The 25606-nt window shown below is 63.9% G+C and carries 35 protein-coding genes; 11 read left to right on the forward strand and 24 right to left on the reverse strand.

The annotated features are described in order from the left end of the window. Positions 1–21: 21 nt before the first annotated feature. Positions 22–1407, forward strand: a complete 1386-nt coding sequence (locus tag DFR51_RS00845) for a DNA recombination protein RmuC (protein WP_160119105.1) — start codon at positions 22–24, stop codon at positions 1405–1407. Here DFR51_RS00845 and DFR51_RS00850 read toward each other — a convergent pair whose 3' ends face one another. Genes DFR51_RS00850 through DFR51_RS00880 form a run of 7 tightly spaced genes read right to left on the reverse strand, consistent with a single transcriptional unit; the run spans position 1408 to position 6575 of the window. After that, positions 1408–2208, reverse strand: coding sequence for a TrmH family RNA methyltransferase (locus tag DFR51_RS00850; RefSeq protein WP_121047165.1), 801 nt, complete (start codon positions 2206–2208; stop codon positions 1408–1410). Continuing rightward, positions 2208–2459, reverse strand: coding sequence for an HPr family phosphocarrier protein (locus DFR51_RS00855; protein WP_243445569.1), 252 nt, complete (start codon positions 2457–2459; stop codon positions 2208–2210). The genes DFR51_RS00850 and DFR51_RS00855 overlap by 1 nt, the downstream gene beginning before the upstream one ends. A 53-nt stretch (positions 2460–2512) precedes the next feature. Then, a complete protein-coding gene (locus DFR51_RS00860) occupies positions 2513–2917 on the reverse strand; it encodes a PTS sugar transporter subunit IIA (protein ID WP_121047167.1) in 405 nt (134 codons plus the stop codon). Continuing rightward, positions 2914–3870, reverse strand: a complete 957-nt coding sequence (gene rapZ / locus DFR51_RS00865) for an RNase adapter RapZ (protein ID WP_121047168.1) — start codon at positions 3868–3870, stop codon at positions 2914–2916. Before rapZ ends, DFR51_RS00860 begins: the two co-directional genes overlap by 4 nt. Positions 3871–3878: 8 nt before the next feature. Next, complete coding sequence (locus tag DFR51_RS00870) at positions 3879–4298, reverse strand: HPr kinase/phosphorylase (protein WP_121047169.1); 420 nt, start codon at positions 4296–4298, stop codon at positions 3879–3881. Then, positions 4295–5887 (reverse strand): stimulus-sensing domain-containing protein, encoded by a 1593-nt coding sequence (locus DFR51_RS00875; RefSeq protein ID WP_121047170.1) that lies wholly within the window; start codon positions 5885–5887, stop codon positions 4295–4297. Before DFR51_RS00875 ends, DFR51_RS00870 begins: the two co-directional genes overlap by 4 nt. After that, on the reverse strand, positions 5856–6575 hold the full coding sequence (locus DFR51_RS00880; RefSeq protein ID WP_121047171.1) for a response regulator transcription factor: 720 nt from the start codon (positions 6573–6575) through the stop codon (positions 5856–5858). The genes DFR51_RS00875 and DFR51_RS00880 overlap by 32 nt, the downstream gene beginning before the upstream one ends. Before the next feature lie 140 nt (positions 6576–6715). Here DFR51_RS00880 and DFR51_RS00885 point away from each other — a divergent pair, with 140 nt between their 5' ends. From DFR51_RS00885 to DFR51_RS00900, 4 genes are all read left to right on the forward strand, one after another. Next, positions 6716–8317: a phosphoenolpyruvate carboxykinase gene (locus DFR51_RS00885; RefSeq protein WP_121049549.1), complete on the forward strand. Its 1602-nt coding sequence runs from the start codon at positions 6716–6718 to the stop codon at positions 8315–8317. Between the two features lie 75 nt (positions 8318–8392). Then, the gene (locus DFR51_RS00890) at positions 8393–8845 is read left to right on the forward strand and encodes a hypothetical protein (RefSeq protein WP_121047172.1); all 453 of its coding nucleotides are present in this window, start codon (positions 8393–8395) and stop codon (positions 8843–8845) included. 9 nt (positions 8846–8854) lie between these two features. Beyond that, positions 8855–9391 (forward strand): J domain-containing protein, encoded by a 537-nt coding sequence (locus tag DFR51_RS00895; RefSeq protein WP_121047173.1) that lies wholly within the window; start codon positions 8855–8857, stop codon positions 9389–9391. 4 nt (positions 9392–9395) lie between these two features. After that, complete coding sequence (locus tag DFR51_RS00900) at positions 9396–9755, forward strand: nuclear transport factor 2 family protein (protein WP_121047174.1); 360 nt, start codon at positions 9396–9398, stop codon at positions 9753–9755. Positions 9756–9760: 5 nt separating this feature from the next. Here DFR51_RS00900 and DFR51_RS00905 read toward each other — a convergent pair whose 3' ends face one another. From DFR51_RS00905 to DFR51_RS00915, 3 genes are read right to left on the reverse strand one after another with little or no spacing between them, the layout of a single operon-like run. Then, a complete protein-coding gene (locus DFR51_RS00905) occupies positions 9761–10198 on the reverse strand; it encodes a PaaI family thioesterase (protein ID WP_121047175.1) in 438 nt (145 codons plus the stop codon). Beyond that, positions 10195–10638: a PaaI family thioesterase gene (locus tag DFR51_RS00910; RefSeq protein ID WP_121047176.1), complete on the reverse strand. Its 444-nt coding sequence runs from the start codon at positions 10636–10638 to the stop codon at positions 10195–10197. Before DFR51_RS00910 ends, DFR51_RS00905 begins: the two co-directional genes overlap by 4 nt. Then, entirely contained in the window at positions 10635–11051 is a 417-nt protein-coding gene (locus DFR51_RS00915; RefSeq protein ID WP_121047177.1) for a SufE family protein, read from the reverse strand. The genes DFR51_RS00910 and DFR51_RS00915 overlap by 4 nt, the downstream gene beginning before the upstream one ends. A 212-nt stretch (positions 11052–11263) precedes the next feature. On the opposite strand from DFR51_RS00915, the gene DFR51_RS00920 reads away from it, so the two are divergent. After that, positions 11264–11554: a TFIIB-type zinc ribbon-containing protein gene (locus DFR51_RS00920; protein ID WP_121047178.1), complete on the forward strand. Its 291-nt coding sequence runs from the start codon at positions 11264–11266 to the stop codon at positions 11552–11554. A gap of 22 nt (positions 11555–11576) precedes the next feature. On the opposite strand, the gene DFR51_RS00925 is transcribed toward DFR51_RS00920, so the two are convergent. The 10 genes from DFR51_RS00925 to DFR51_RS18900 form a co-directional block, all read right to left on the reverse strand. Further along, positions 11577–11807, reverse strand: a complete 231-nt coding sequence (locus DFR51_RS00925) for a hypothetical protein (protein WP_121049552.1) — start codon at positions 11805–11807, stop codon at positions 11577–11579. Between the two features lie 16 nt (positions 11808–11823). Then, the gene (locus DFR51_RS00930; RefSeq protein WP_121047179.1) at positions 11824–12057 is read right to left on the reverse strand and encodes a hypothetical protein; all 234 of its coding nucleotides are present in this window, start codon (positions 12055–12057) and stop codon (positions 11824–11826) included. 31 nt (positions 12058–12088) lie between these two features. After that, complete coding sequence (locus DFR51_RS00935; RefSeq protein ID WP_174234218.1) at positions 12089–12415, reverse strand: hypothetical protein; 327 nt, start codon at positions 12413–12415, stop codon at positions 12089–12091. A 17-nt stretch (positions 12416–12432) separates the two neighbouring features. Beyond that, a complete protein-coding gene (locus tag DFR51_RS00940; protein WP_121047181.1) occupies positions 12433–12720 on the reverse strand; it encodes a hypothetical protein in 288 nt (95 codons plus the stop codon). Positions 12721–12747: 27 nt separating this feature from the next. After that, complete coding sequence (locus tag DFR51_RS00945) at positions 12748–13047, reverse strand: hypothetical protein (RefSeq protein WP_121047182.1); 300 nt, start codon at positions 13045–13047, stop codon at positions 12748–12750. 23 nt (positions 13048–13070) lie between these two features. Further along, positions 13071–13448 (reverse strand): envelope stress response membrane protein PspC, encoded by a 378-nt coding sequence (gene pspC, locus DFR51_RS00950; protein WP_121047183.1) that lies wholly within the window; start codon positions 13446–13448, stop codon positions 13071–13073. A 25-nt stretch (positions 13449–13473) separates the two neighbouring features. Next, entirely contained in the window at positions 13474–13665 is a 192-nt protein-coding gene (locus DFR51_RS00955; RefSeq protein ID WP_121047184.1) for a PspC domain-containing protein, read from the reverse strand. Beyond that, positions 13662–13952, reverse strand: coding sequence for an envelope stress response membrane protein PspB (gene pspB / locus DFR51_RS00960; protein ID WP_121047185.1), 291 nt, complete (start codon positions 13950–13952; stop codon positions 13662–13664). Before pspB ends, DFR51_RS00955 begins: the two co-directional genes overlap by 4 nt. Before the next feature lie 3 nt (positions 13953–13955). After that, the gene (gene pspA / locus DFR51_RS00965) at positions 13956–14627 is read right to left on the reverse strand and encodes a phage shock protein PspA (protein ID WP_121047186.1); all 672 of its coding nucleotides are present in this window, start codon (positions 14625–14627) and stop codon (positions 13956–13958) included. Between the two features lie 88 nt (positions 14628–14715). Then, positions 14716–14892: a hypothetical protein gene (locus DFR51_RS18900; RefSeq protein ID WP_160119106.1), complete on the reverse strand. Its 177-nt coding sequence runs from the start codon at positions 14890–14892 to the stop codon at positions 14716–14718. 188 nt (positions 14893–15080) lie between these two features. Between DFR51_RS18900 and pspF the strand changes: the two genes are divergently transcribed. The 5 genes from pspF (at position 15081) to DFR51_RS00990 (ending at position 21940) form a co-directional block, all read left to right on the forward strand. Next, the gene (gene pspF, locus DFR51_RS00970) at positions 15081–16130 is read left to right on the forward strand and encodes a phage shock protein operon transcriptional activator (RefSeq protein ID WP_121047187.1); all 1050 of its coding nucleotides are present in this window, start codon (positions 15081–15083) and stop codon (positions 16128–16130) included. A gap of 87 nt (positions 16131–16217) precedes the next feature. Next, positions 16218–16811, forward strand: coding sequence for a superoxide dismutase (locus tag DFR51_RS00975; protein WP_121047188.1), 594 nt, complete (start codon positions 16218–16220; stop codon positions 16809–16811). A gap of 524 nt (positions 16812–17335) precedes the next feature. Next, the gene (locus tag DFR51_RS18905; RefSeq protein ID WP_162500674.1) at positions 17336–19003 is read left to right on the forward strand and encodes a hypothetical protein; all 1668 of its coding nucleotides are present in this window, start codon (positions 17336–17338) and stop codon (positions 19001–19003) included. A gap of 397 nt (positions 19004–19400) precedes the next feature. Further along, the gene (locus tag DFR51_RS00985) at positions 19401–20867 is read left to right on the forward strand and encodes a hypothetical protein (protein ID WP_145987962.1); all 1467 of its coding nucleotides are present in this window, start codon (positions 19401–19403) and stop codon (positions 20865–20867) included. Positions 20868–20875: 8 nt separating this feature from the next. Then, positions 20876–21940, forward strand: a complete 1065-nt coding sequence (locus tag DFR51_RS00990; protein ID WP_170151734.1) for an acyltransferase family protein — start codon at positions 20876–20878, stop codon at positions 21938–21940. A gap of 22 nt (positions 21941–21962) precedes the next feature. Here the strand turns inward: DFR51_RS00990 and ispZ are convergent, their stop codons facing one another. Genes ispZ through dapF form a run of 4 tightly spaced genes read right to left on the reverse strand, consistent with a single transcriptional unit; the run spans position 21963 to position 25547 of the window. Continuing rightward, the gene (ispZ, locus tag DFR51_RS00995) at positions 21963–22553 is read right to left on the reverse strand and encodes a septation protein IspZ (RefSeq protein ID WP_243445570.1); all 591 of its coding nucleotides are present in this window, start codon (positions 22551–22553) and stop codon (positions 21963–21965) included. Continuing rightward, on the reverse strand, positions 22553–23506 hold the full coding sequence (gene ftsY / locus DFR51_RS01000; protein WP_243445571.1) for a signal recognition particle-docking protein FtsY: 954 nt from the start codon (positions 23504–23506) through the stop codon (positions 22553–22555). The genes ispZ and ftsY overlap by 1 nt, the downstream gene beginning before the upstream one ends. Next, positions 23503–24744 (reverse strand): tRNA (N(6)-L-threonylcarbamoyladenosine(37)-C(2))-methylthiotransferase MtaB, encoded by a 1242-nt coding sequence (mtaB, locus tag DFR51_RS01005; protein WP_121047192.1) that lies wholly within the window; start codon positions 24742–24744, stop codon positions 23503–23505. The genes ftsY and mtaB overlap by 4 nt, the downstream gene beginning before the upstream one ends. After that, a complete protein-coding gene (gene dapF / locus DFR51_RS01010; RefSeq protein ID WP_121047193.1) occupies positions 24741–25547 on the reverse strand; it encodes a diaminopimelate epimerase in 807 nt (268 codons plus the stop codon). Before dapF ends, mtaB begins: the two co-directional genes overlap by 4 nt. Between the last annotated feature and the right edge of the window lie 59 nt (positions 25548–25606).

Consider the following 25606-nt stretch of genomic DNA (forward strand, 5'->3'; position numbering starts at 1 on the left):
TCACGTTCGAAGGCGTGTCGCATGACCCCTGTTGCTCTTATTGTCGGCCTTGCGATGTTCGCCCTCGGCTGCGGCCTTGGCTGGCTGCTCTGGTCGCGAGACCGCGCCGCGCTGCGCAGCGAACGTGATTCGCTGCGCGCCGAGCGGGACGGGTTGATGGATGCAGCGGCGGGGCTTCGCACCGACAAGGCGCTAGCCGAACAGCGTGCGGCCGGGATCGAAGGGTTAAAGGCGGAGATCGCTGAACTCCGGAAAGACAGTGTTGCGCTTGCAGAACTGAAAAGCCGCGCCGATGAACGTGAGCGCGCGTTCGCCGAGCGCGAGGCGGACCTCAATCAGCGCTTCGATGCGCTGGCGAGCGCATCGCTCTCGAAGAGCCACGAGACGTTCGTGAAGCTTGCCGAGGAGACGCTAAAGCGCCACCGCGAGGCGGCCGGCGAAGGCCTCCAGAAGAACCGCGCCGAGATGGACAAGCTCATTCAGCCGATGCGCGACACGCTTGCGAAGTACGAGTTGAAACTTGGCCAGATCGAAGAGGCGCGGGCGACGGCTTACGGGGCCATCCACAACGCGATCGCCGAGGTGAAGCAGGGGCAGGAGCGGGTTTCGGGCGAGGCTGCGAAGCTCGTCAATGCGCTCCGCAGCGCCCCCAAGGCGCGCGGCCGCTGGGGCGAGCATCAGCTTCGCCGCGTGCTCGAAATGGCCGGACTGTCGCCGCACGTCGATTTCGCCGAGGAGGTTTCGGTGGAAACGGAAGAGGGGCGCCAGCGTCCCGATGCCGTTGTGCGCCTTCCGGGTGAACGCGTGCTGGTGATCGACGCCAAGTGCTCGCTGAACTCTTATCAGGACGCGCTCGACGCGCCGGACGAGGATGCACGGCGCGCGCATCTCCTCGCGCACGCAAGGAACCTGCGCGTCCATGTCGATGCCCTGGGCAAGAAGAGCTACGCGGAGCAGTTCGGCGACACGCTCGATTTCGTGATCATGTTCGTGCCCGGCGAGAACTTCCTCGCCGCCGCGCTGGAAGCGGATCAGGAACTGTTCGAAGCGGCGTTCCAGCGCCGCGTCCTCCTCGCCTCGCCGACCAATCTCATCGCCATCGCGCGGACGGTGGCGATGGTGTGGCAGCAGGAGCGGGCGAGCGCCGACGCGCGCGCAATCGCCGAACTCGGCAAGCAGCTCTACGACCGGCTGGCGACGATGGGGGAACATGTCGCCAAGGTCGGGCGGAATCTTGAAGCCGCGAATACGGCCTACAACAAAATGGTCGGCAGTCTCGAAAGCCAGGTCATGACCTCGGCGCATCGCCTCCGCGAACACGCCATCGCCGCACCGTCGAAAACCGTGGAGGATTTGCCGCGCGTGACCGGCGAGCCGCGACCGCTCACCAAGCTCGCGGCGGAGTGATCAGCGCCGCCGCTGGTTCAGCACTTCGTAGAGCATCACCGCGCAGCTGACCGCGACGTTCAGCGAATCGGCCTTGCCGCGCATGGGAATCTTCACCAGCACGTCGCAGGCATCTTCGTACTCCTGCGGCAGGCCGTGCTGCTCGTTGCCCATCAGAATAAAGGTCGGCGCGTCGTAGCGAACGTCCTGATAGTCGTGGTCCGTGCGCAGGCTGGTGCCGACGAGCATTCCCGGGCCCGCGCGCAACCATTCGAAGAACGCCGGGCCCGTCGTCTGCACGATCGGCTGCGTAAACAGCGCCCCCATCGAGGCGCGCACGGCTTCCACCGACCACGGATCGCAGCTCTGGTCGAGCAGGATCAACCCGCCCGCGCCCACCGCATCGTTCGTGCGCAGGATGGTGCCGAGATTGCCGGGGTCCTTCAATGACTGGCATACCGTCCAAAGGTCGGAGGACTTCCGGTCGAGGTCTTCCAGCCGCGTCTCGGGGATCGGAAACACCCCAACGAGCGCCTGCGGATTGTCTTTGCCGGTGATCTTGTGAAGGATCTCGCGCGGCACCTCGATCGCCTCGCCGCCCGCCGCCTCGCATTGCGCGATGAGCCGCCGAAGCAGCGCGTGCTCCGCGAGGTCCTCCGCAAACACCAGCGTTTCGGCGATCCGTCCCGCCTCCGCGGCCTCGGCGACAATACGCATGCCTTCCGCCATGAAGCGGTTCTCGATGCGGCGGAATTTCTTCTGTTCGAGCGACCGGATGCGTTTGATCGTCTCGTTGGAAAAGCTGGTGATGCGGCGGGGCATTATTCCTCGCCGAAGCGGTCCTCGACGAGGCGGACGAGCGCGGCGAGGGCAGCATCCGCATCGGCGCCGCTCGCGATGATCTCGATCTCGTCGCCGGGGCTCGCGGCCAGCATCATCAGGCCCATGATGGACGTGCCGGTGACGCTCTGGCCATCCTTTTCCACCACGACAGCTGCGGCAAACTCGGAGGTTAGCGTCACGAATTTGGCGCTGGCGCGCGCATGGAGACCGCGCTTGTTGCGAATGAGCACGCGCTGGCGGACGGCGAGCGCGTCGCCGACGGGAACGCCGTCAGTATCGTCGCTCAGGCGACTTCTCCCAGAATTTTCGATGCAACGGAGATGTATTTACGTCCCGCCTCCTGCGCTGCCACGACCGCTTCGGCGAGTTTCATCTCGCCGCGTACGCTGGCGAGGCGGATCAGCATCGGCAGGTTGACCCCCGCGATCACCTCCACATGGCCGCCCGAAAGCAGCGAAATCGCAAGGTTGGATGGCGTCCCCCCGAACATGTCGGTGAGGATAACGACGCCGCGCCCGGTGTCCACCGTCTTCACCGCGTTCGCGATGTCGGCGCGGCGCACCTCCATGTCGTCATCGGCGTCGATGCAGATTGAGGCGACGTTCTTCTGGGGGCCGACCACGTGCTCCATGGCCGCGACGAACTCAGCCGCAAGCCGCCCGTGCGTCACCAGCACAATACCGATCATGCGGGCAGTCTCTCTCCATGATCCGGGAGCGCGAAGCTTTCGGCCTCCACGCCCTCGCTGTGCCCGCTCATATCGCGGTGCACGATGTTCAACGTATAGCCGGCGGCCCTTATCGTTTCGGCAAGGCGTTCGGCAACAAAAACCGACCGGTGGCGTCCGCCGGTGCAGCCGATGGCGATGGTGAGATAGGCCTTCCCCTCGCGCCGATAGCTTGGGATCAGCGACAGGACGAGGCCGGAAATCCGTTCGAAAGCATCGACATACGCCGGATCGGCGGCAACATAGCGCCCCACGGCCTCGTCTTTTCCCGTGAGCGGTCGGAGGTTCGGCTGCCAGTGCGGATTTGCGAGGAATCGCATGTCGAACACCATGTCGGCATCGCGCGGCAGCCCGCGCGCGAATCCGAATGACATCACCGTGAGCGTCAGTTCGCCGCGCAGGTGGCGGGCAAACTTCTCGCGAATCGTGCGCCTGAGGTCGTGGACGCTGAAGTCGGTCGTATCGATCACGATATCCGCCCAGCGCCGGAGCGGAGCCATCACCTCGCGTTCCCGCGCGATGCCGTCTGCGGCGGGCCGGTCGAGCGCCAGCGGGTGCCGCCGGCGCGTTTCCGAAAAGCGCCGCACGAGCTCTCCGCCCGCACAATCGATGAATAGAACACGCGCATCAAAGCCACGCTCGCGCATCGACTTTATGTGGGAAACGACCGATTCGGCATCGAACGCGTGCGTGCGCGCGTCGATGCCCACCGCGAGCGGCCGGTCCGAATCGCTGCCGGTCTGCGTCTTGTCGTGCACCGCCAGCAGGCGCTTCAGCAGCGAGAGCGGCAGGTTGTCGACAACCTCGAAACCGTTGTCTTCCAGCGCTTTCAGCGCCGTCGAGCGCCCGGCGCCGGACATGCCGGTAACAAGCAACAAGGGTGCACGTGCGACGGGGTGATCGGCATTTGCCATTATGTCCCCTAATCTAGTGCCGTTGGACAACTGCTCAAGAGCAGTTCGACTTTCAGGGGTGCGCTGATTTCGCGCGGGTCGAGGAGTGCGAGCGATACGGCAGTCCCGCCGATCATGCGCGTGCGCCGTTCCGGCAGGCGTTCAGGCGGCAGATCGAGGTCGATCGCGAGTGCCACGGGCACGTCGCAAGTGAACGGCATCGCCACGATGCCAACTCCGCGCACCTCGATTCTGCCTTCGATCGTGGGCGGGGGCGATGCGCGCAAAACGCCGTCCTGCAGGCGGAGCTCGACCTGGTCGTCGGCGATGAGCACCGCGCCCCGGTCGATCAGCCGCAATGCGAGATCGGACTTGCCCGCGCCCGATGCGCCGGTCAGCAGCACTGCCTTGCCGCCGATGGAAACAGCGGTGGCGTGAATGCGCGTCATTGCGTGGCGGGCAGGCTGACGGTGAAGCGGGCGCCTTTCACCTCGCCGCGTTCGATGCGGTTTTCCGCCGCGATGGTGCCGTCGTGCGCCTCCACGATGGCCTTGGCGATTGCGAGCCCGAGGCCGGAATGCTTGCCGAACGCTTCGCCTTCGGGCCGCTCCGAATAGAAGCGCTCGAAGATGCGGTTGATGCCTTCGGCCGGCAGGCCGGGACCGTCGTCGTCGACGCGCATCAGCACGCGTTCGCCGGCGCGCGCCACCGTCACCTGCACAAGGCCGCCCGATGGCGAGAAGCTGATCGCATTGTCGATGAGGTTGCGGGCGACCTGCGCGAGGCGGCTGCCGTCCCCGTTCACCACTGCCGATCCGAACTGCGGCCGCGCGAACGCCAGAGTCACACCGGCGGTCGCAGGCTGCGTCTCGTAAATGCTCATCAAGGTCGCGAGCATGACGCCGAGGTCGATGCGCTCAAAGCGCACGCGGCTCAGTTCCGCGTCGAGGCGCGAGGCATCGGAAATGTCGGAAATCAGCCGGTCGATGCGCTGCACGTCGTCGCGCACGACAGTGAGCAGCCGCGCGGAAAGCTCGGGATCCTTCACGTTCCCCATCGCGTCCACGGCGGAGCGCAGCGAGGCGAGCGGATTCTTGATCTCGTGCGCGACATCGGCGGCGAAGGCTTCGGTCGCGTCGATGCGCGCCCGGAGCGCTGCGGTCATGTCCGAAAGCGTGCGGGAAAGCGCGCCGATCTCGTCGCGGCGCTTCTGGAAGCGCGGGATCGTCACCTCGCGTGCGCGGCCCAGTCGGACGCGCTGGGCGGCGATCGCAAGGCGGCGCAGCGGGCGCACGATCGTGCGCGCAAGGAAACTTGAAAGCAGCAGCGAGAGCAGCAGCACGCCCAGGAAGATCACGAACAGCGTCAGCCGCTCGTCGCGCACCCCGCGCGTCACGTCGCGCGCGTCGATCGTCATGTGGAGCACGCTGCCATCGGCAAGCGGGGCAGCGGCGGTGATGATGATGGTGCGGTCCGGCGCGAAGCGGATCGTGGTGTCCACCGTTTTCCGGGCCAGAGCCGCTTCCGCCTCGGGCCAGGCACGGCGCACGTCGGGGGTGGGCTCGGCGAAGCGGTCAAACTGCCGCGCCCCGACCGCGCCCTCGATCATGCGGTCCAGGAATCGCGCGACGTCCTTGCGCAGCGGCTCCGCGTCGGGGTCTCGAAGCGTGAACGTGGGGCCGGTAAGCGACCAGCTGTCGATCACGCGGGCGCCCTGCCGATCATAGATTCGCAGCCGCGCGGCGGTCGTCTTCCCAAAGTGCGCCAGTATGGGGTCCAGCCGATTGGGTGCCTGCAGCATCCGGTCGGAAATCGCTGCCGCCATCAGATTGGCGGCGACACCGGCCTCTTCGGCGCGGCGTTCGAGCATCCGCTCGCGAAAGCTGTCGAGGTAGATGATACCGCCCGCGAGCATCAGCACGGCGAACATGTTCACGGCGAGGATGCGCGCCGTCAGCGACCAGCCGCGCGACCACCGGAGCTGCGTGTCGTCGCGCGTGCCCTCGCTACTCTTCGTCAAAGCGGTAGCCGACGCCATACAGGGTCTCGATCGCCTCGAAGGTCGAATCGACCGCGCGAAACTTCTTTCTCAGCCGCTTGATGTGGCTGTCGATGGTGCGGTCATCGACGTAAACGTCGTCCTGATAGGCGGCGTCCATCAGCTGATCGCGCGATTTCACGAAGCCGGGTCGCATCGCCAGCGTTTCCAGGATCAGGAACTCGGTGACGGTGAGCTGCACCTCCTTGCCGTCCCACGTCACGCGGTGGCGGCCGGTATCCATCGAGAGACGCCCGCGCGTCAGGGTGCGTGCTTCCTCTTCCTCGGCGTTTTCCCCTGCCGCCTGGGCACGGTTCTGGGCACGGCGCAGCACGGCGCGAATGCGTTCGATCAGCAGGCGCTGGCTGAACGGCTTGCCGATATAATCGTCGGCGCCCATCGCTAGGCCCAGCGCCTCGTCGATCTCGGTGTCCTTGGAGGTAAGGAAAATCACCGGCAGGTTCGATTTCTCACGCAGCTTGAGCAGCAGCTCCATCCCGTCCATGCGCGGCATCTTGATGTCGAGCACGGCAAGGTCGGGTGGATTGTCTGTGAGTGCCTTCAGAGCGCTCGCCCCGTCCGAATAAACGCGGACGGTGTAGCCCTCGGCCTGCAGCGCGATCGAGACCGAGGTCAGGATGTTGCGGTCGTCGTCGACAAGGGCGATCGTTGCGGGCGCGGATGACATGGGACGCACCAGTAAACGAACGGGATTCGCGGCGCAAACCGGATCGCGTTTAACGCCAACTTTGCATTTTTTGACGTATCGCGCGCGAATCGTGTAGGGGCTCCCGCAAAAGCGCCCGCCCGAATCCTTGAGGAGTGATCATGACCGCGTCCCCGATTCCCGCCTTCACTCTTGATAAACAGGGGATTATCACCGGGGCGGAGCTTCACTGGAACCTGGGCACCGCCCCGCTCATCGAAAAGGCCGTTGAGCGACAGGAAGGCCTCCTCTCCGAACACGGCGCCTTCGTCGTGAAGACCGGCAAGCACACCGGCCGTTCCGCAAAGGACAAGTTCACGGTCGAGGACGCCACGACCCGGGACACGATCTGGTTCAACGGCGGCAACCAGAAGATGAGCCCGGAGCATTTCGCCGCGCTCAAGGCCGATTTCCTCGCCGCGCTCGGTGAGAAGAAGACGCTGTTCGTGCAGGACCTCTACGGTGGTTCGCAGCCGGAATATCGCGTCCGCGTGCGCGTCATCAACGAGCTCGCGTGGCACAATCTCTTCATCCGCACGCTGCTCGTGCGCCCGAACCCGGCGGACCTCCCCGGCTTCACGCCCGAGTTCACGATCATCGATCTGCCGACCTTCCGGGCCGATCCGGCGCGGCACGGCTGCCGCACCGAAACGGTGATCGCCGTCAATTTTACCGAAAAGCTGATCCTCATCGGCGGCACTGCTTATGCTGGCGAGATGAAGAAGTCGGTGTTCGGGCTTCTGAACTACATGCTCCCCGAGCAGGGCGTGATGCCCATGCACTGCAGCGCCAACATCGGCAGCGACGGATCGAGCGCGGTCTTCTTCGGGCTTTCGGGCACGGGAAAGACGACGCTTTCGGCCGACGCCTCCCGCACACTCATCGGCGACGACGAGCACGGCTGGTCGGACACGGCGGTCTTCAACTTCGAAGGCGGCTGCTACGCGAAGGTGATCAACCTCTCGGCCGAGGCCGAGCCGGAAATCTACGCGACGACGCGCCGTTTCGGCACGGTGCTTGAAAACGTCGTGATCGATCCGGTCACACGCAAGATCAACCTCGACGACAACAGCCTCGCCGAGAACAGCCGCGGCTCGTACCCGATCGATTTCATTCCGAACGCTTCTGAAAAGAACCTTGGGCCGGTGCCGAAGAATATCATCTTCCTCACCGCCGATGCCTACGGCGTGCTGCCGCCGATCGCGAAGCTCACGCCCGAGCAGGCGATGTACCACTTCCTGTCGGGCTACACCGCGCGCGTGGCGGGCACCGAGATCGGCGTCACCGAGCCGAGCGCGACTTTCTCCACCTGCTTCGGCGCGCCGTTCATGCCGCGCCACCCGAGCATCTACGGCAACCTTCTCAAGGAGCGGATCGCCAAGGGCGGTGTCGATTGCTGGCTGGTCAACACGGGCTGGACGGGCGGCGCCTACGGCACCGGTCACCGCATGCCGATCAAGGCGACGCGCGCGCTTTTGAACGCCGCGCTCGACGGCAGCCTCAAGGGTGCGAGCTTCGTGACCGATCCGTTCTTCGGCTTCCAGGTGCCGACCGCGGTGCCGGGTGTCGACAGCGCGATCCTCAACCCGCGCGAAACATGGGCGGACAAGGCTGCATATGATGCGCAAGCCCGCAAGCTGGTGGGGTTGTTCATCGACAATTTCGCCCAATTCGCGGATCACGTGGACGAAGGCGTTCGGCAGGCGGCCCCCAAGGCAGCCTGACACCGAACCCAGGACAAGCTCAAAAAAGCGCGTCGGTCCCCGTGGCCGGCGCGCTTTCCATTTTTGGAGGCGGATATGACCCTCAATGAGCCGCGACTGTTTGCGGACGACGCCGCCGTGCGCCGAATCGGCGAAGGCCTGCTCGCGCACACGCTGCCGCGCGACGCGTGGACGCACGAGGCGCATCTGGCGGCCTGCCTGTGGCTGGTCCGCGAGCGGCCGGACATCGAGCTGACGCGCGAACTGCCGGGCATCATCGCCGGCTACAACGTCGCCGTGGGCGGCGTGAACGACGACACGCAGGGCTATCATGAGACGATCACGCAGCTCTATGTCGCGGGCGTGCGCGTCTTCGCGGCCCGGCACGCGGCGCTTGGCCTTGCAGAGGCGGTGAATGCGCTGCTTGCCGCACCCGAGGGTCGGCGCGACTGGCCGCTCGGCTTCTACAGTCGGGACCGGCTGTTTTCAGCGGAGGCTCGGCGGAATTTCGTCACTCCCGATCTGGCGCCGCTGCCGACGGTCGCCTAACTAGACGTCATGGCCAGACAGACTCGCAAGGACGACTGGGGTTTTCCCCGCTGGCGCAGCTACGGCGGCGCGCGCGAGGCGGTGAATGTGCGTCTGTGCGACCGCCACGGGTGCACCTCGCCCGGCGACCGCCCCGCGCCCAAGTCTCCCAACAGCCCCGAACGCTGGTTCTTCTGCGAAGTCCACGCCGCCGAGTACAACAAGAACTGGAACTACTTCGAGGGGCTCACGAAGGAGGAGGCCGCGTCGCGCGAACAGGCCGAGCGCGGCGATACCGCGTTCGAACAGGCGCGCCACTGGCAGTGGACCGGCCCCGGCGACGGCAGCCGCACGCGCGGCGAGCTCGATGCCCTGCGCGCGCTCGAACTGGAGGACGATGCGGATTTCGAGGCGGTGAAGCGCGCCTACCGCAAGCTCGCCAAGCTGTATCACCCGGATCGCAACCAGAGCGACAAGGAGGCTGCGCGGCAGTTCCACGCTGTGCAGGCAGCCTATGAAGTGCTGCGCCGCGCCGAAGAGGGCAAGAGCTGGAAAGGCGAAGACTGAGCGCATGATCGGACCGAACTGGGCGGATTTCGCAGCCGAGTGGTGCGCGGCCTGGAATGCGCGCGATGTCGAGCGCGTGCTTGCGCATTTCCATGACGACGCTGTGTTCACATCGCCGCTCGCCGCGCAGCGGGTTCCGGAATCGGGCGGCACGGTGAGAGGCAAGGCCGCGCTTCGCGCCTATTGGACCGGCGGCGTGCGTGCCGTGCCTGATCTGCATTTCACGATCGAAGGCGTGTTCGGCGGCGTGGATATGGTGACGATCCTCTACCGCAACCAGGCCGGCATCCGCGTAGCCGAGACGCTTCGGTTCGACGGGGACAAGGTGCGCGAGGGCCATGCCGCTTACGAGACGGCGGTCTAGACCTGCTATTCCCGAACCAGCATCACGTTCATGTGCGCGGCGGCGACGGGCGCGGCCCGGTCTCCCTGCCACGCCTCGGCGCGCACGTTGGCGATGCGGCGGCCCATGCGGGTGACGATCGCGGCGGCGTATGTGGTCTCGCAGGCAGCGGCGCGGAGATAATCGACGGTGACGTTGATAGGTTTGACGCCCGGCGCGGTCTCCTCGCGGCCGAGGACATGGACGAGCTGCGCGATCGAGGCGATTTCGAGCAGCCCGGCGACGGTGCCGCCGTGCAGCCGGTTCGGCGCGCCGATCAGATCCTTGGAGAAGGGCATGATGATCACGATGCCGTCCGCATCGCGGCGGTAGCTGAGCCCGAGCGTGCGCGCATAGGGCAGCGAGGACAATGGGCCTTCGTCAGGCGCCCCCAGAAGCTCGCGGACCAGCGTGTCGAAGTTCATGACTTCGCGCCCGCCGTGAACATGTAGCTCGCCGTCATCAGCGCGACGGGATCGTCCGGGTCGCCATCGTGCGCAATGCCTTTCACGAAGGCGACGGCGCGTGTCAGCTTGGTCACTTCGGCACGGCCGATCACGGTCTTGCCGGGTTCTGCCGGGCGCAGATAGTCGATCCGAAGGTCGAGCGTCGCCTGCCGGACCATGCGCTTCGACTTCGCGACCACCGCCATGCCACCAACCGAATCCATGAGCGAGAAGATCGCGCCTGAGGCGATGATCCCGGGCACGCCGTCGTCGCCCGGATAGGCGACGAGATGTTCGGCGTAGGGCAGGGCGAGTTCCGCCCAATTGTCGCCGATCCCGTGGAAACCGATGCCGAGCGCTTTCACATGGGGCAGGAAGCGCAGGAAACTGTCGACGACGGGCTTCAGGATCGGGGTCATGCAGCGAGCCGCGCGGCGGTTTCGCGGATGAGCGCGATCATGTTGGGGATGCCCTGCGTGCGATTCGAGGAAAGATGCTTCGAAAGCGCGAACGGCGCGAGTTCGGCGGCGATGTCCATCGCCAGCACCTCGTCCGCCGTGCGGTCCTGCACCAGCGTCAGGATCAGCGCGACAATGCCCTTGGTGATCGCGGCGTCGCTGTCGGCAAGGAAGTGTAGGCGGCCCTTTTCGGCGATGGTCGGATACACCCAGACGCTCGCCGAGCAGCCGCGCACCTTGGTGGCGTCGGTCTTCAGCGCGTCCGGCATCGGCTCCAACGCCTTTCCGAGATCGATGAGCAGCCGGTAGCGGTCGTCGGGCTCGTCGAGGATCTCGAAATCGTCGCGGATGGTATCGAAGTCGGGCAGTGTCATTGCGGGCGAAGACTTGGGCGAGCCGCGATGCCGCGTCAAGCCGAAGGCGCGCGCGGGTCTTGAAAGCCGGCGTGCGGGCGCTCAACTAAAGCCAGCGGGCCGGGCCCCTCTGGCGGTCGTCATTTTTGACGATCTGCGATGTCGGACCGCATCGAGCCATCTCGATGCCGGTCGCCTTCGATTGGCATTCAGACAAGAGGAGAGACCAGGAAATGACGAACCCCGCTGCCGGAATGCCATGCCCCGTGTGCAAGGTGGCGCTCGTGATGAGCGAGCGTCAGGGTGTAGAGATCGATTATTGCCCGCAGTGCCGCGGTGTCTGGCTGGATCGCGGCGAGCTGGACAAGATTCTGGAGAGAAGCGCCCGGGACGCTGCACCATCTGAGGCGCCGCGCGTTTCCGTGCCCCGGCGGGACGATGATCGCTATGCGCGCGATCACAAACCCTATGGCTACGGCTATGGGAAAAAGCGGAAATCGTTCCTGGAAGAGCTGTTCGACTGAAGATCCGCGAGCGTCGCCGGCGTCAGTAGTCGACGCCGGCGGCGATCGCTTCGAGCTTGCGCACGCGTTCCTTGAGGTCGGCGACGTCGATCCGGCCCGATACGGGCGGACCTGCCGCGACGCGGCCGTTTCCGAGCTCCGCGCGCTTCAGTTCGAGCCAACCCTTCCAGCACCACGCGGCGATGCCGGCAATCATGCCGAGCCCCAATATGGCCCCGGCGGTAATGACGATCAGACTTTCAAATCCGGGCATGTCCGTCACTCCCTTCTTACCGATCGCGCCCAAGCGCGTCGATTTCGTCAGCCAGAAGGCGGCTGCGGTCGGTCGCCAGCCGTTCCAGCGTTGCAATGCGGTCTTTCAGGTCGCCGATCTCGCCGCGCAGGCGGTCGTTTTCAAGTTCGGCGTCAGGCCGTCCGCGGCCTTTCTGCTTCATGTACTGAAGCGCGATCTTGCCGAACACCACGATGGCGACGATCAGGACTACCATTTCGAACGGATGCATCGCTTGTCCCTTTCCCGTGTCTTGCCGCGTCTCAGTTCTTCGGGCCGCGAAGCTGTTCGATCTCGTTTTCCAGCCTGAACGAGCTGTCGGTCACAATGCGTTCCACGTTGGCGAGCCTGTCCTTCACGCTGCCGAGTTCGGCGCGAAGCTGAACATTTTCGTTGGTCAGAAGTGTAATGCGCTCCTGCGCCTCGGTCGAAACCTTGGGATGCACCGCCATGCCCCAGGCGTTTTCCAGCGGATAGCCGTGCTTGATGCGCATGAAGGTCGTGAACACCCAGCCCGCGATGCCGAGCGCACCGAGCGCGAAGCCGCCGCCGACAATCCAGGGGAGATAGGGGTAGATGAAGATGTCCATGATCCAGTCCCTTTTGTTCAGGCCCGCAGGGCCTCTATTTCATCGGCGAGCCGCGTAGAGCGGTCGATCGCGAGGCGTTCCAGTGTGGCCAGCCGTTCGCGCACATCCTCCATCTGGGTGATCAGCGCGGCGTTCTCGGCGGCAAGGCGACGGCTTTCGAGTTCACGTTCGAAGCTGTAGACCGGTGTTTCGGCGGAAGCTTCGGCGGGCTCGCTTGCCGCGCCGCGTCTGCTGCACACCTGCACCAGCCACATGCCGGCGGCTCCGGCGAGGAGACCGATCAGAAATCCGACTTCGGCAGGCATGGCTCACATTCCCCCTGTTTGGCCGTGCTAACGAAGGCCGTCGATCTCGTCGGAGAGCCTGCGCGACCTGTCCGTCGCGATGCGCTCCAGAACCGTGATCCGCTCTTCGAGCCTGGCGATCTGGCCCTTCATTTCCGCATTCTCGTTCGCCAGCAGTTCGGTCTTACGGCTCGCGGCGAGGCTCTCACCCGCGGTCTTGTTGGTCGTGCCCCAGAACTCGTTTTCGATCGGATAGCCGTGGCGGGCGCGGATCCAGGTACTGATCAGCCAGCCGCCCGTGCTGATGGCGATGATGGCGAGCACGAAGAACGGTGAACCCCAATCCATGGCGATGCTTCCCTTCGCTTGGGCTAGCGCAGGCTGTCGATCTCGTCGGCAAGCCGTGTGTTCTGCGACGTGTAGTGCCGCTCGACGTGGGCAAGGCGGCGGTCGATGTCGCGGAAGCTCGCATGAACGTCGCGGATCGAGCGGCTCGGCGCCACGCGGACCTTCTGCCAGAACTTCTGGTCGACGACGCTTTCGCCGTAAAATTCCGTGGGCTTGTCAGAGGCCATCAGGCCGATCACCAGATAGGCCACCGGCAGGATGCCTGCACCGAGGATGGTGCCGACCACTGCACCTACGCGCCACCACAGCACATCGATACCCGTGAAGTCCGCAAGGCCGGCACACACGCCCAGCCACTTCTTTTCGCGCTTATTGAGGTAGAATTTCGTGCGGCTGGACATTTGTGCCTCCCGTTTTCGGATCGTGTCAGGCGTCGTGAGTGCGCGGCTGGGCGAGCCAGGCGATGAGCAGGTAGATGATCGGCAGGATGCCGAAGCCGACGATGGTGCCGACGACGGCGCCAAGCCGCCACCAGAGCGCATCGGTCTTGGTCATCCTTGCAAATCCGGCACAGACGCCGAGGAAAATGGCGTTTCTCTTGTCGAGTGCGAAGCTCATTTCATCCTCCTGATTTCCGCGGTGCGCGTGTCTTCAAGGCGTTCGCCGACCGGGCTGCCGGCGGCGATGTGGCGCCAGTTGGGATTGTCGACCGACATGATGCGTTCGATCGTCTGCAGTCGATCCTCCAGGCGCATCGCGGCCTGGTGGAGATCGTCGAGCATACGCTCGTCCTCGATCGAAAGGCTGCGGTTCTGCTTGGATTTCATGCGGTAATGCAGGAACAGCCACGGCATACCGATGAAGATGGCAAGGATGGCGATAAGCGGAACGATAGCTTCGGCCATGGATCAGCCCTCCTGCTTCTGGGCCATGCGCGATTTCAGCGCGGCAAGCTCGGCCTCGACGGCGTCGTCGGTGCGCAGATCGGCGATCTGCATCTCCAGGCTGCGCGTCTCGCCGAGTGCGAGCGCGTCCACCTGGCCTTCGGCGTAGTCGACGCGGCGTTCCAGCACCTCGAAGCGCGAGAAGGCCTCGTCCACCTTCGGGCCGCGCAGCAGGCTGCGCATCCGCACCCGGTTGTTCGCCGTCTCAAGCCGCGACAGCAGCGCCGATTGGCGTGTGCGTGCCTCGCGAAGCTTGCTTTCCAGCTTCTGGATGTCGCCTTCGTAGTGCGAGAGTTGTTCGTCGAGCAGATCGACTTCGGCCTGCAGCTGGGCGCCGCTGCCGCTCATCTTCTGCTTTTCGAGCAGCGCCGCCTTGGCGAGATCCTCGCGGCCCTTGGACAGTGCCAGTTCAGCCTTCTCGGCCCACGTCGCCTGCGCCTGATCCAGTTTCAGGATCGTGCGGCGCATTTCCTTCTGGTCGGCGATGGTGCGGGCGGCGGAGGCGCGGACTTCCACGAGCGTCTCTTCCATCTCCATGATGATCATGCGGATCATCTTCGCCGGGTCTTCGGCGCGGTCGAGAAGGTCGGTGACGTTTGCGGCGATGATGTCGCGCGTCCTCGAGAAAATGCCCATCTGGTCTGAACTCCTGAAGTTGAAGGTGGCGGCCGGAGCGGGAGGGGACTGGGGGGATCCGCTCCGGCCGCTAGACGCTGCGGGCCGATCAGTAAACGATCGGAGCGCTCGTCGAAACCGGGATGATCTGGACCTGGGCAAGCTTGGCCGGGGTTTCGGCGCGGGCGGGACCCGCCGCGGCGAAGAGGAAGACCGAGCTGACCGCGACCGCACCGACGGTGCAGAAGAGGGTCCGGAACATGTTGCTGTTGGCCTGCGTAAGCATTGATGCCTCCTGTGTTTAACTGTTGCTTTCAAATCCGTTGCCCAATGTTCAGCAAGGGTCGTGCCAGTTTTTCTGGCACGCTGTGATTTGTGTATTTTCAATATGTTATACGTATTCTGCTTGGAAGTTGGCGAAATTTCCGTGTGTGCATATTGCAAAAAATTGGGATTTTTTGCTAAATATTGGCAATGAAGGACTCGGCGACTCTCGTTGGCCAATCGACCGAACTGCTCGATGCGATTGAGCGGGCGAGCCTTGCCGCCGCGCTGAACCGTTCTGTGCTCGTCATCGGCGAGCGCGGCACCGGCAAGGAGATGGTCGCGGAGCGCCTGCACCGCCTCAGTCCGCGCTGGGAGGAGCCGTTCATCGCAATGAACTGCGCGGCGATGTCAGAGAACCTCATCGATGCCGAGCTCTTCGGCTATGAGGCAGGGGCCTTTACCGGCGCGACCTCGGCGCGGCGCGGACGGTTTGAAGAGGCAGACGGCGGCACCTTGTTCCTCGACGAGGTGGGGACGCTCTCCTCCGCCGCGCAGGAGCGCCTGTTGCGCGTCGTCGAATATGGGGAGCTGACCCGGCTCGGTGCGAACCGGCCGCTCACCGTCGACGTCCGTATCGTCGGCGCCACCAACGAAGATTTGCCTGCGCTTGTCGAAAAGGGGCGCTTTCGGGCCGACCTGCTCGATCGCCTCTCCTTCGAAGTCATCACCCTGCCGCCGCTGCGTGCGCGCTCCGACGATATCATGGAACTGGCGAACCATTTTGCGCGGCGCATGTCCGTCGAGCTGGGCTGGCCGGACTTCCCCGGCTTCAGCCGCGAGGTGCGCCAGCAGCTGCGCGCCTACGCATGGCCGGGCAACGTCCGCGAGCTGAAGAACGTCGTGGAGCGCGCGCTCTACAGGTGGGGTGATCCCGCGACGCCCGTTGATGCCCTCCAGTTCGATCCGTTCGACTCCCCGTGGCGGCCGAAGCGGTCGATCGTGATGGCGGGGGTGGAGGCGGCAAAGGCGCCGCCGGCTGCACCGGCAGTTGCGGCTATCGCGGCGGCTGAGGAGCGCGCTGCGGTCAGCGACCTGCGCGCTGCCGTCGCGGAATACGAGCGGGACATTCTCGTCCGCACGCTCGAAAGCTGCCGCTATAACCAGCGTGCCGCCGCGGAGGCGCTCGCGGTCACTTACGATCAGCTCAGGCACTGCCTGCGCCGTCACGGCCTGCACCGCGCCGCTGCGGCATCCTGACCCACATCGATAGGGTTTTTGAACGCAACATCCGTCACGGCGCTGCGTTATCCCTCTGAACACCCACCCAAAACAAAGGAGCTATTCATGGCTATCGAACTCCCGCCGCTGCCGTTCGCGAAGGATGCGCTGGAGCCGCACATGTCCGCGCGCACGCTCGAATTTCACCACGGCAAGCATCACAAGGGTTATGTCGACAAGACGAACGCGGCGATTGCCGGAACGCCTTTGGAAAACGCCTCGCTGGAAGAGATCGTGAAGACGGCCAAGAGCAAAGGCGACGACGGTCTTTTCAACAACGCCGCTCAGGCCTGGAATCATACCTTCTTCTGGAACTCACTGTCGCCGAAGGCTGCCGGGCCCGAAGGTAAGCTCAAGGACATGATCGACTCGGCGTTCGGCGGCCTGTCGGAATTCAAAAAGGCCTTCAAGACCGAAGCGACCGGTCATTTCGGCAGCGGCTGGGCATGGCTCTGCCAGGAAGGCACCGACGGTCTGAAGATCATTTCGACTCACGATGCCGATTCCGCGCTCGTCCATAAGGGGCTTAACCCCCTCATCACGCTCGATGTTTGGGAACACGCTTATTATCTGGATTACCAGAATGCCCGGCCGGACTTCGTAGACGATTTCTTAACCAATACGATGAACTGGTCCTTTGCGGCGACCAATCTTCGTTGACGAAATGTTACGGCTAAAAGAAAATGAGAAATTAACCGACATTTCGTCGCCGTAATTACAATCACTTCGCCTGTCTTAACCATCAAAGTGTCGCACGGCACTTGATGTATTAGGTATTTGTTTAGAGTTGGCGCCCAAGAATCCCCTCAAATCCGCGATTTTGCGGTCACAACGAGGGGTCGTTGGGGTCAATGAACATTTATTCTGCTGGGCGTCTGCGCGGCCGAGGCCAGCCTGTGGCTTTCATCTCCGCGTTAATTCTTCTGTCGGCCTGTGGAGGCGGCAGCTCTGGCGGCACGCAAACCGATGCGGGGAGCCCTACGCCCCCGGCATCGGTGACGCCGTCCGATCCGTCTCCCACGCCGACGCCGACTCCCACGCCGACGCCGACTCCTACGCCGACTCCCACACCGACGCCGACTCCTACGCCGACGCCGACTCCCACACCGACTCCTACGCCCACACCAACGCCGACGCCTCCGCCGGCTGATCCGACAATGCCGTCGGGTCCGGTGAGCGTGTCCGTGGCCGGCACGCGTCTCTCCGCGGCGGCGATGGACACCATCACCACGCCGACCGGCACGTGGCCCGTCAGCGATCTCGGTCCTGTCAGCGGCGGCCGCGCTTATATGTTCGGCCTTGCAAGCCGCCCGACGTGGTGGAGCGTCTGCATTGTGCGCTATGCCGTGCCGGGCGACACCACGGTCGGCGAGCGCAGCTACGCGATCTCCGTCAGCGGCGTGGAAACGACGCTTTCCGTCCTTGGCGGCAGCATGAAGTGCATCGACAACGGCGAACCAATCGCGCCGTCGATGGACCGCATCCGCGCAGCGGTCACCGCGAAGCGCGTGATGCCTTATTCAAGCGCCGCCTTCGCCGGCTGGCCGAAGTCGCCGACGCTTGAAACCGAGCGCACGACCGAAAACAGGGCAGGATACGTCCCAGGCCGCATCTATGGCCGCTCCGGCATGAACAATGCGATCGCCTATGCGATCACCGGTGCGGGCGGCGAATACGGATCGTCCCGCGGCTTCATTTCGGGTGACGATGCCGTGATGATTGCGGCAGCGCTTGCGGGCAACACCACCGTCTTCAACGATGCGGCCGAACAGGCCCGTATCCAGACACTTTATGGCCTCAGCCTTCCCAACCTCGCGATCTGGTCGGAAAATCACAATCAGCTTCGGGATCCGCAGGTCCCGCTCGCTGGAGACCGGCCGTATGTGAACGAGGGTACGAGCACAAAGGCCGATCAGCTGGGCAATGAGGGCGAATGGTGTGCCCCCGATGATTACCCCTGGCTCAGCCAGATCGGCGCGACCGCAGGCTCATGCTACTCGCATACGCGCGACGAGGCGCATCTCTTCAACCATGGTTATGCCTACTGGCTGGCCACGGGCGACCCACGAGCAGCCGTTCTGCAGCAGGCCATCGCGGCCTTTGCGCTCGCCAGCGTCTATCAGGGGGCCTATTCGGACGGTCGCTATCGCACGCGTTTCAGCTACCAGCGGACGACGATGAACGTCTGGTCGGCGTTGTGGAAACTGCAGGACGTCGCGGAAAACGCCAGCAGCTCGAACGGCAATATCCTTTGGTCCAGGGCGCGCGCGCTTAAGATGGTCGGTGACGTCTTTGCCGACTGGAAGGCGCAGCTTGCCAAGATGGATGCGGGCACGAGTGTTTATGAGCGCTCGTCGTCCATTTTCCGCGGCATCGATCTCAACTCCGACAATGCCTATTCCAACTTCATGATCCAGCTTTACGGACCGGAGGCGGCCTACCTGTTCGCGTCGAAGGGTGAACCGGCCATGCTGAAGCGGATTGCCGAGAACATGGTCCTGCGCTTTGGAAAAATCGGCGGAACGCGCGGCGTTTATGGCAAGGGCTCGGGTTCGGGTTTCCTCGTTCTTGACGGCGGCACCATGCCCTACACCGATACCGAGAGCTTCGTTGCCTGGACGAACGACGGGAATGCGCTTCCTGCCGACAGCTTCGACGGCGCCGCGCTGCACACGGTGCAACGCGCCTACTGGTCGCTGAAGCTCGCGCAGGACGCTGTGAAACGTGGCTGGATGGATGCAGTCCCGGGCATTGACGACGCCATTGCCAGGATGGAAGCCGCGCGTTCGAAAACCGCACCCAACAAGGACACGAGCGCCTTGGCGTGGAAGCACGCGGCCGTCAGTTTCTAGACCGGATCGTTTCAGGCTGAACCAGCCTGCGGGTCTCGCAAACCCTTCTTCCCCCCGGGCACCTTGTCCTTTTCGGGACAAGGTGCCACCTTGCGGAATGTTTCGCTGTTGCCGTTTCCGTCTGCTCCCGCTCGCTCTTGCAGCTTTCTGCAGCCTGCAAGTTTCTGAAACAGCGAGGGCCGCGCCAGCCACTTTTGCCATTGATGGCCGGGCGGTACGACCCGTTCCGCTAGACGTCATCCAGACACCCAGCGGTGAATGGCCGGTCTTCGATCTCGGTCGGGTCGCTGAAGGCCGCGCCTACCTCTTCACGTACCGCGCGAAGCCGGACTGGTTTTCGCTGTGCATTGTCCGCGCGCCCGACGGCGACGGCAGTATCGACGATCGCCGCTATGACATGACGGCAGATGGACGGGCGATGCCGATTACGGTCCTGCCCGGATCAATGAAATGCGCAGACAACGGCGAACCGGTAAAGCCGACAATGGCGCGACTTGCGCAGGCGGTGCAGGAAAAGAGGGTTCTTCCCTTCTCGGCCACCGCCTTCTCTGGATTCCTTAAACCGCGCACGCGGAAAACACCGGAGGATATCTACCGCCCGGACCGGATCTATGGGCGCTCGTCTTCAAACAACGCCATTGGCACCGTCTCGGGGCAGGCGGGCGAGGCGGGTTCGTCGCGTGGATTCGTGTCTGGAACGGACGCACGCATGATTGCGGCGGCCCTGGATCGCGATGGTGGTACCTTTGAAGCCGCCGCAAAGCGCGCCCGCGTCGAAACGCTTTATGGTCTCAGCCTGCCCAATTTCGTGATCTGGTCCGAGCGGCATCATCAAATGCGCGATCCGCAGATACCGCTGCCGGGTGATCGTCCCTACGCCAATGAAGGCAGAATCTCCGGCGGCGATGGCTATGGCGACGAAGGAAAGTGGACTGCACCCGCGGATTACCCATGGCTCGCCGAGATCAAGGCAGAGGCGGGGAAGACCTATAGCCATCGCCGGGACGAGGCGCATCTCTTCAACCACGGCTATGCCTATTGGCTGGCCACGGGCGATCCGCGCGCTGCGATCCTGCAGCAGGCGATCATGGCGTATGCACTGGCCAGCAACTACCAGCGCAGCGCTGGCCGTTATCGACCGCGTTTTGCTTATCAGCGCACTACGCTCAATCAGTTTTCCGCCATGTGGAAGCTGCGCGACATTGCAGCGAACGTCCGCACCGAGCGGGGCAATATTTTCTGGCCGCAGGTGCGCGCGCGCAAGATGAACGCAGACATGTGGGCCGGGTGGAAGGCTGATCTTGCGCGTCTTGATGTATCGCCCAATCCGCAGAACCGTTCAGTCTCGATATTCCGCGGTATCGATGGCAATGACGACAATGCCTATTCGAACTTCATGATACAGATTTATGGCCCCGAGGCGGCCTATCTCTGGGCTTCGGCCGGAGAGCCGGCACTGCTGTCGCGCATTACGGAAAATTTTCTGCTTCGGTTCGGGGCGATCGGCGGTGCCCGAGGGGTTTACGGTGCCGGGTCTGGAAGCGGCTTTCCTATCCTCGTCAAGGGCCAGATGCCGTACCGTGATCGAGCTTCGTTTATAGAATGGGTGAATTCGACCAGCCAGCACCCAACAGACAGTTTCGACGGCGCAAGTCCTCATACTGTTCTTCGCGGATACTGGGTGCTTCGCTTTGCACGCGATGCAAGTGATCGCGGCTGGCTTCGGCCCTTCGACGGGCTGGACGACGCCATCGTCAAGACGGAACGAGCAAGCCGTGCAACGAAAGTATGGCGCTATCCAGGTATTCTAAGCTGGAAACATGCCGCAGTTGCCTTTGAAAGGGACAAGCGGGCGCAGCCGTGAATACGTCATTGCAATCCAACCAGCACCTCAACGCCCTCACGAGCCTTAGAGGCCTCGCAGCGTGGTGGGTGGTTTTATATCACACCAGGTCCGTTCTGGAGCCCCATGTCCTGACACCGGTGATGTCTTTTTTCCGGAATGGCGATCTCGCGGTCGACATGTTTTTTGTTTTGTCCGGCTTTGTCATGTATCTTAATTATTCCGAGAAGATTGGGAAATCGTTCTCTTCGATATCGGATTTTCTATACAAGAGATTTGCGCGAATATATCCGCTTCATATTTTTTTACTTATATTGTTTTTAATTTATTTTTCCGCATTTTCCATATTTTCTGGAGATTTTCCGGAAAAAGAAACGTATTCGTATTTCATTCAATCCGTGTTTCTTGTGCAAAACTGGGGGTTTTCGAACGGCCTGCAATGGAATGTCCCGGCCTGGTCGATATCGACGGAATTTTTCGCCTACCTCTGTTTTCCGGCTTTGGGATTTTTCGTGAAGGTCCGCGAGTGGCCAACATGGCTCCTCGGGGGTGTTTTGGTCCTCATCGCGTTCGGGCTACACCTGTATTTTCAGGTGCTCGGCTTGAATTTCGCGGGGGGTATCGAGCAGACCGGCCTTCTGCGCTGTGTGTCCCAATTCCTTATGGGAATGATCCTGTGCGTCATCTACCTTCGCGATGAGCGCGCGAGTGCGCTCAAGATCGCGGCTCTGCTTGCCATCGCGGCCCTCTTCATAACAATAAGGGCTTTGGATACGCAGGCACCCGTCATCCCCCTGATCTGGGTGACCTTGATCCTGGGATTCGCCCTGTGGCGCCGCGCCAACCCGCTGGCATATCGACCGCTCGTGTGGCTCGGGGATATTTCCTACGCAACCTACCTCTGCCACTACCTCGGTTTCATCGCCTTCAAGCATGTGTTCGTGAAGGCAGACGAGGTGACGCCGCTATGGCTCGTGATGGGATTCTATCTGGGCCTGCTCATCGCATCGCACCTTTTATTTCGCTACATCGAGAAGCCCGCGCAGCGCTGGCTGCTGAGGCGGCGAACACGGCTTCAGCCTGTGCGCGTATGACCGGTAACGTGACAGGCGCTGGTCAGGCGTCTGTTTCCTGATCCTTACCGTGCTTCATCAGGATCGGCGCCTGTGAAGCGGCGAAGATCATCGAGATCACGAGCACGCCCCAAACCTTGAAGGCGACCCACTGGTCGAAGGTCAGGTAGGCGCGCAAGCCTTCGTTCAGGATCGCCATGGCGAGAAAGAAGAACGCCCAGTTGCGCGTCAGTTTCTTCCAGCCGTGGTCGTCCATTTCGGGAAAGCCGCTTTCCATCACGAGCTTCAGCAGCGGCCGGCCGGTGACGAGCCCGAAGAACAGGATCGCGGCGAACATCGCGTAGATGATTGTCGTCTTGATCTGGAAGAAGCGTTCGTCGTGCAGGTAGATTGTCAGGCCGCCGAACACGGCGACGATGATGCCGGTGAACCACTGCATAGGTCCGACGCGGCCCGTCTTCAGCTTGGAAACGATCATCGCGATGGCGGTTGCGATCATGAACGCGCCGGTCGCCCACATCGCCTGGTTGACGTCGTCGCCCGGCGCAAGGCTGTTCACCGCGAAGAACACGAGCAGCGGCCCGAAATCGAGCGCCATGCGCAGGCCCGAACCTTTGGTCTTGTCTTCCGCCATTACGCGTCCTTCTTCGCGCCCATACCCGCAAGCGCGCGGGCGAACTCCGCCGGATCGAACGGGCGCAGGTCGTCGATCTGTTCCCCTACGCCGATCGCGTGAACGGGGAGTTTAGAACGGTCCGCCGCCGCGACGAGAACGCCGCCGCGCGCGGTGCCGTCGAGCTTCGTCATCACAAGGCCCGTGACCCCCGCGACCTCTCGGAACACGTCGATCTGATTGAGCGCGTTCTGGCCCGTGGTCGCGTCGAGTACGAGCACGACGTCGTGCGGTGCGGATTCCATCTGGCGCTTCAGCACGCGTTTGATCTTGGCGAGCTCGTCCATCAGCCCGGCCTTGTTCTGCAGGCGCCCGGCTGTGTCGATGATCAGCACGTCCGCACCCGCCGCGCGCGCCTTCGTCAGCGCTTCGAACGAAAGTGCGGCAGCGTCGCCGCCGACCTTGCCGGAAACGACGGGGATGTTGAGCCGCCCGCCCCAGATCGAAAGCTGTTCGATGGCCGCGGCGCGGAACGTATCGCCCGCCGCCAGCATCACCGAATAGTCCTGCTCCTGAAACAGATGCGCGAGCTTGGCGATGGTCGTGGTTTTGCCCGATCCGTTGACGCCGACGACAAGGATCACGTGCGGGCGCGGAAACGCCGTCACTTCGATGGGGTGAGCAACCTTCGTCAGCACCGCTTCCACTTCGGCGGCGACGACCGTTTTCACTTCGTCGTCGCTCACCTGCCGGTCGAATTTGTCGGCAGCGAGTTTCGCGGTGATGCGCGCGGCGGTGGCGGGGCCGAGATCGGACGCGATCAGCGCCTCCTCGATCTCCTCCAGCATCGCATCGTCAAGCGGGCGCTTCGAAACAAGCCCCGCGAGATTCTCGCCGAGCTTGCCGGAGGTACGCTGAAGCCCGGCGCGGAGCCGCGCGAGCCAGCCTTTGGGTTCTGCCTGTTCTTCGCTCACGCCGGGGTCGCTAGCAGCCTCGACGCTTCCGCGCCAGTGACGCATGCGCGCACGATGCTGCCGGGCGCGACGGACCGATCGAGCGCGGCGGGGGTGAAATCGGCGGCGTGGCCGGTGCGCCCGTCTTTTTCCACGAGCATGTCGATGGCGTGGCCCTGTTGCGCGGCGAGGTGGGCGGCGAGCCTCCGGGCGGCGGCTTCGCGCATCCGGGCCGCGCGTGCCTTGCGGATGGGAACGGCAAGCTGGGGCATCCGCGCGGCGGGCGTGCCGGCGCGCGCTGAGTAGGGGAAGATGTGGCCGAACACGATGTCGCAGTCGTCGATCAGGCGCAGCGAGTTTTCGAACATGTCGTCGGTTTCGGTCGGGAAACCGGCGATGATGTCCGCGCCGATGGCGATCTCCGGCCGCCTCGTCTTTACCGCCTCCACGAAGCGCACGGCATCGGCCCGTGTGTGGCGGCGCTTCATGCGTTTCAGGATCATGTCGTCGCCCGATTGCAGCGACAGGTGCAGGTGCGGCATCACGCGCGTCTCGCCCGTGATCGCTTCGACGAGCGCGGGGTCGGCCTCGATCGAGTCGATCGAGGAGAGGCGCAGGCGGCGCAATGTCGGAACGTGGGTCAGAATGCGCTGCACGAGGCTGCCGAGCGTTGGGCTGCCCGGAAGATCGGGGCCGTAGGAGGTAAGGTCGACTCCGGTCAGCACCACCTCCTGCGCGCCAGCGTCCATCAGCCTTTTGATGCGGTCGATGACAAGGCCCGCAGGCACGCTGCGCGAATTGCCGCGCGCGTAGGGGATGATGCAGAAGGTGCAGCGGTGGTCGCAGCCGTTCTGGACCTCCACGAAGGCGCGGGTGTTGGCGGCGAAGCCGTCGATCAAGTGCGGCGCCGTCTCGCGCACCGCCATGATGTCGCCGACGCGGACGCGCTCGCCCCCGAGCAGCGTGGCGGCGTCCAGCTTCTCAGCATTGCCGACGACGCGGGAGACTTCGGGCATTGCCGCAAAGCCCGCCGCGTCCACCTGCGCCGCGCAGCCGGTGACGATGACGCGTGCTTCCGGGCGCTCGCGCTTCAGCCGCCGGATCGTCTGCCGCGCCTGTCGCACCGCTTCGCCGGTGACGGCGCAGCTGTTGATGACGATGGTGTCAGCGTCTCCGGCGGTGGCGAGGTGCTGCCGGATGATCTCGCCCTCGTAGATGTTGAGGCGGCAACCGAGATTGATGACCTGATGGTCGCTCAAGCGTAGGCCTCGAGGTCGATCTCGCCGGTGAAAGCGGTCGTCGCCGGGCCGGTCATGACGATATGGTTGTCGTCCCGCCATGCGATCGAAAGGTCGCCGCCGGGCAGCGTCACCGTCACGTCGCGATCAACAAGGCCGCGCCGCATCGCCGCGATCGCGGTGGCGCACGCCCCGGTGCCGCAGGCGCGCGTCAGCCCGACGCCGCGTTCCCACACCCGCAGGCGGATGTGTTCGCGCGAGACGATGCTTGCAACGTTCACATTGATGCGCGCGGGGAACAGCGGGTCATGTTCGATGATCGGCCCCAGCCGCTCCAGGTCCACCGAATCAGTGTCGGGCACGAAGAACACGACGTGCGGGTTGCCCACGTTCACCGCGACCGGGCTTTCCAGCGTTTCCCAGCCGACCGGCATGTGCAGCGTGTCCATCGCGTAGGCGAGCGGGATCTCATCCCACCCAAAGCGTGGCGTGCCCATGTCGATGCTGGCGCCTTCTGCCGTCGCCGTGCCCTCGATGAGGCCGCCAGCCGTCTCGATCAGGGCATTCGCGCCGATCACCTGCGCCACGCAGCGGGATGCGTTGCCGCACGCCTCGACCTCGCTCCCATCGGCGTTCCAGATCCGCATCCACGCGTCGGCGCGGTCGGATCGCTCGATAACGATCAGCTGATCGCAGCCGATCCCCGTATGCCGGTCGGCGATGGCGCGCACCTGCTGCGCCGTCAGCGACAGCGGCTCCACGCGCGCATCGAACACGACGAAGTCGTTGCCGAGGCCGTGCATCTTGAGAAACGGACGGGTCATCGCGCCGCATTTAGGGATTGCACGCGCCCAAGTCCATGCACGCGCCCATCGGATTGCCT

It is taken from the genome of Sphingosinicella microcystinivorans, from assembly GCF_003634215.1.
GTDB classification, from domain to species: Bacteria; Pseudomonadota; Alphaproteobacteria; order Sphingomonadales; family Sphingomonadaceae; genus Sphingosinicella; species Sphingosinicella microcystinivorans.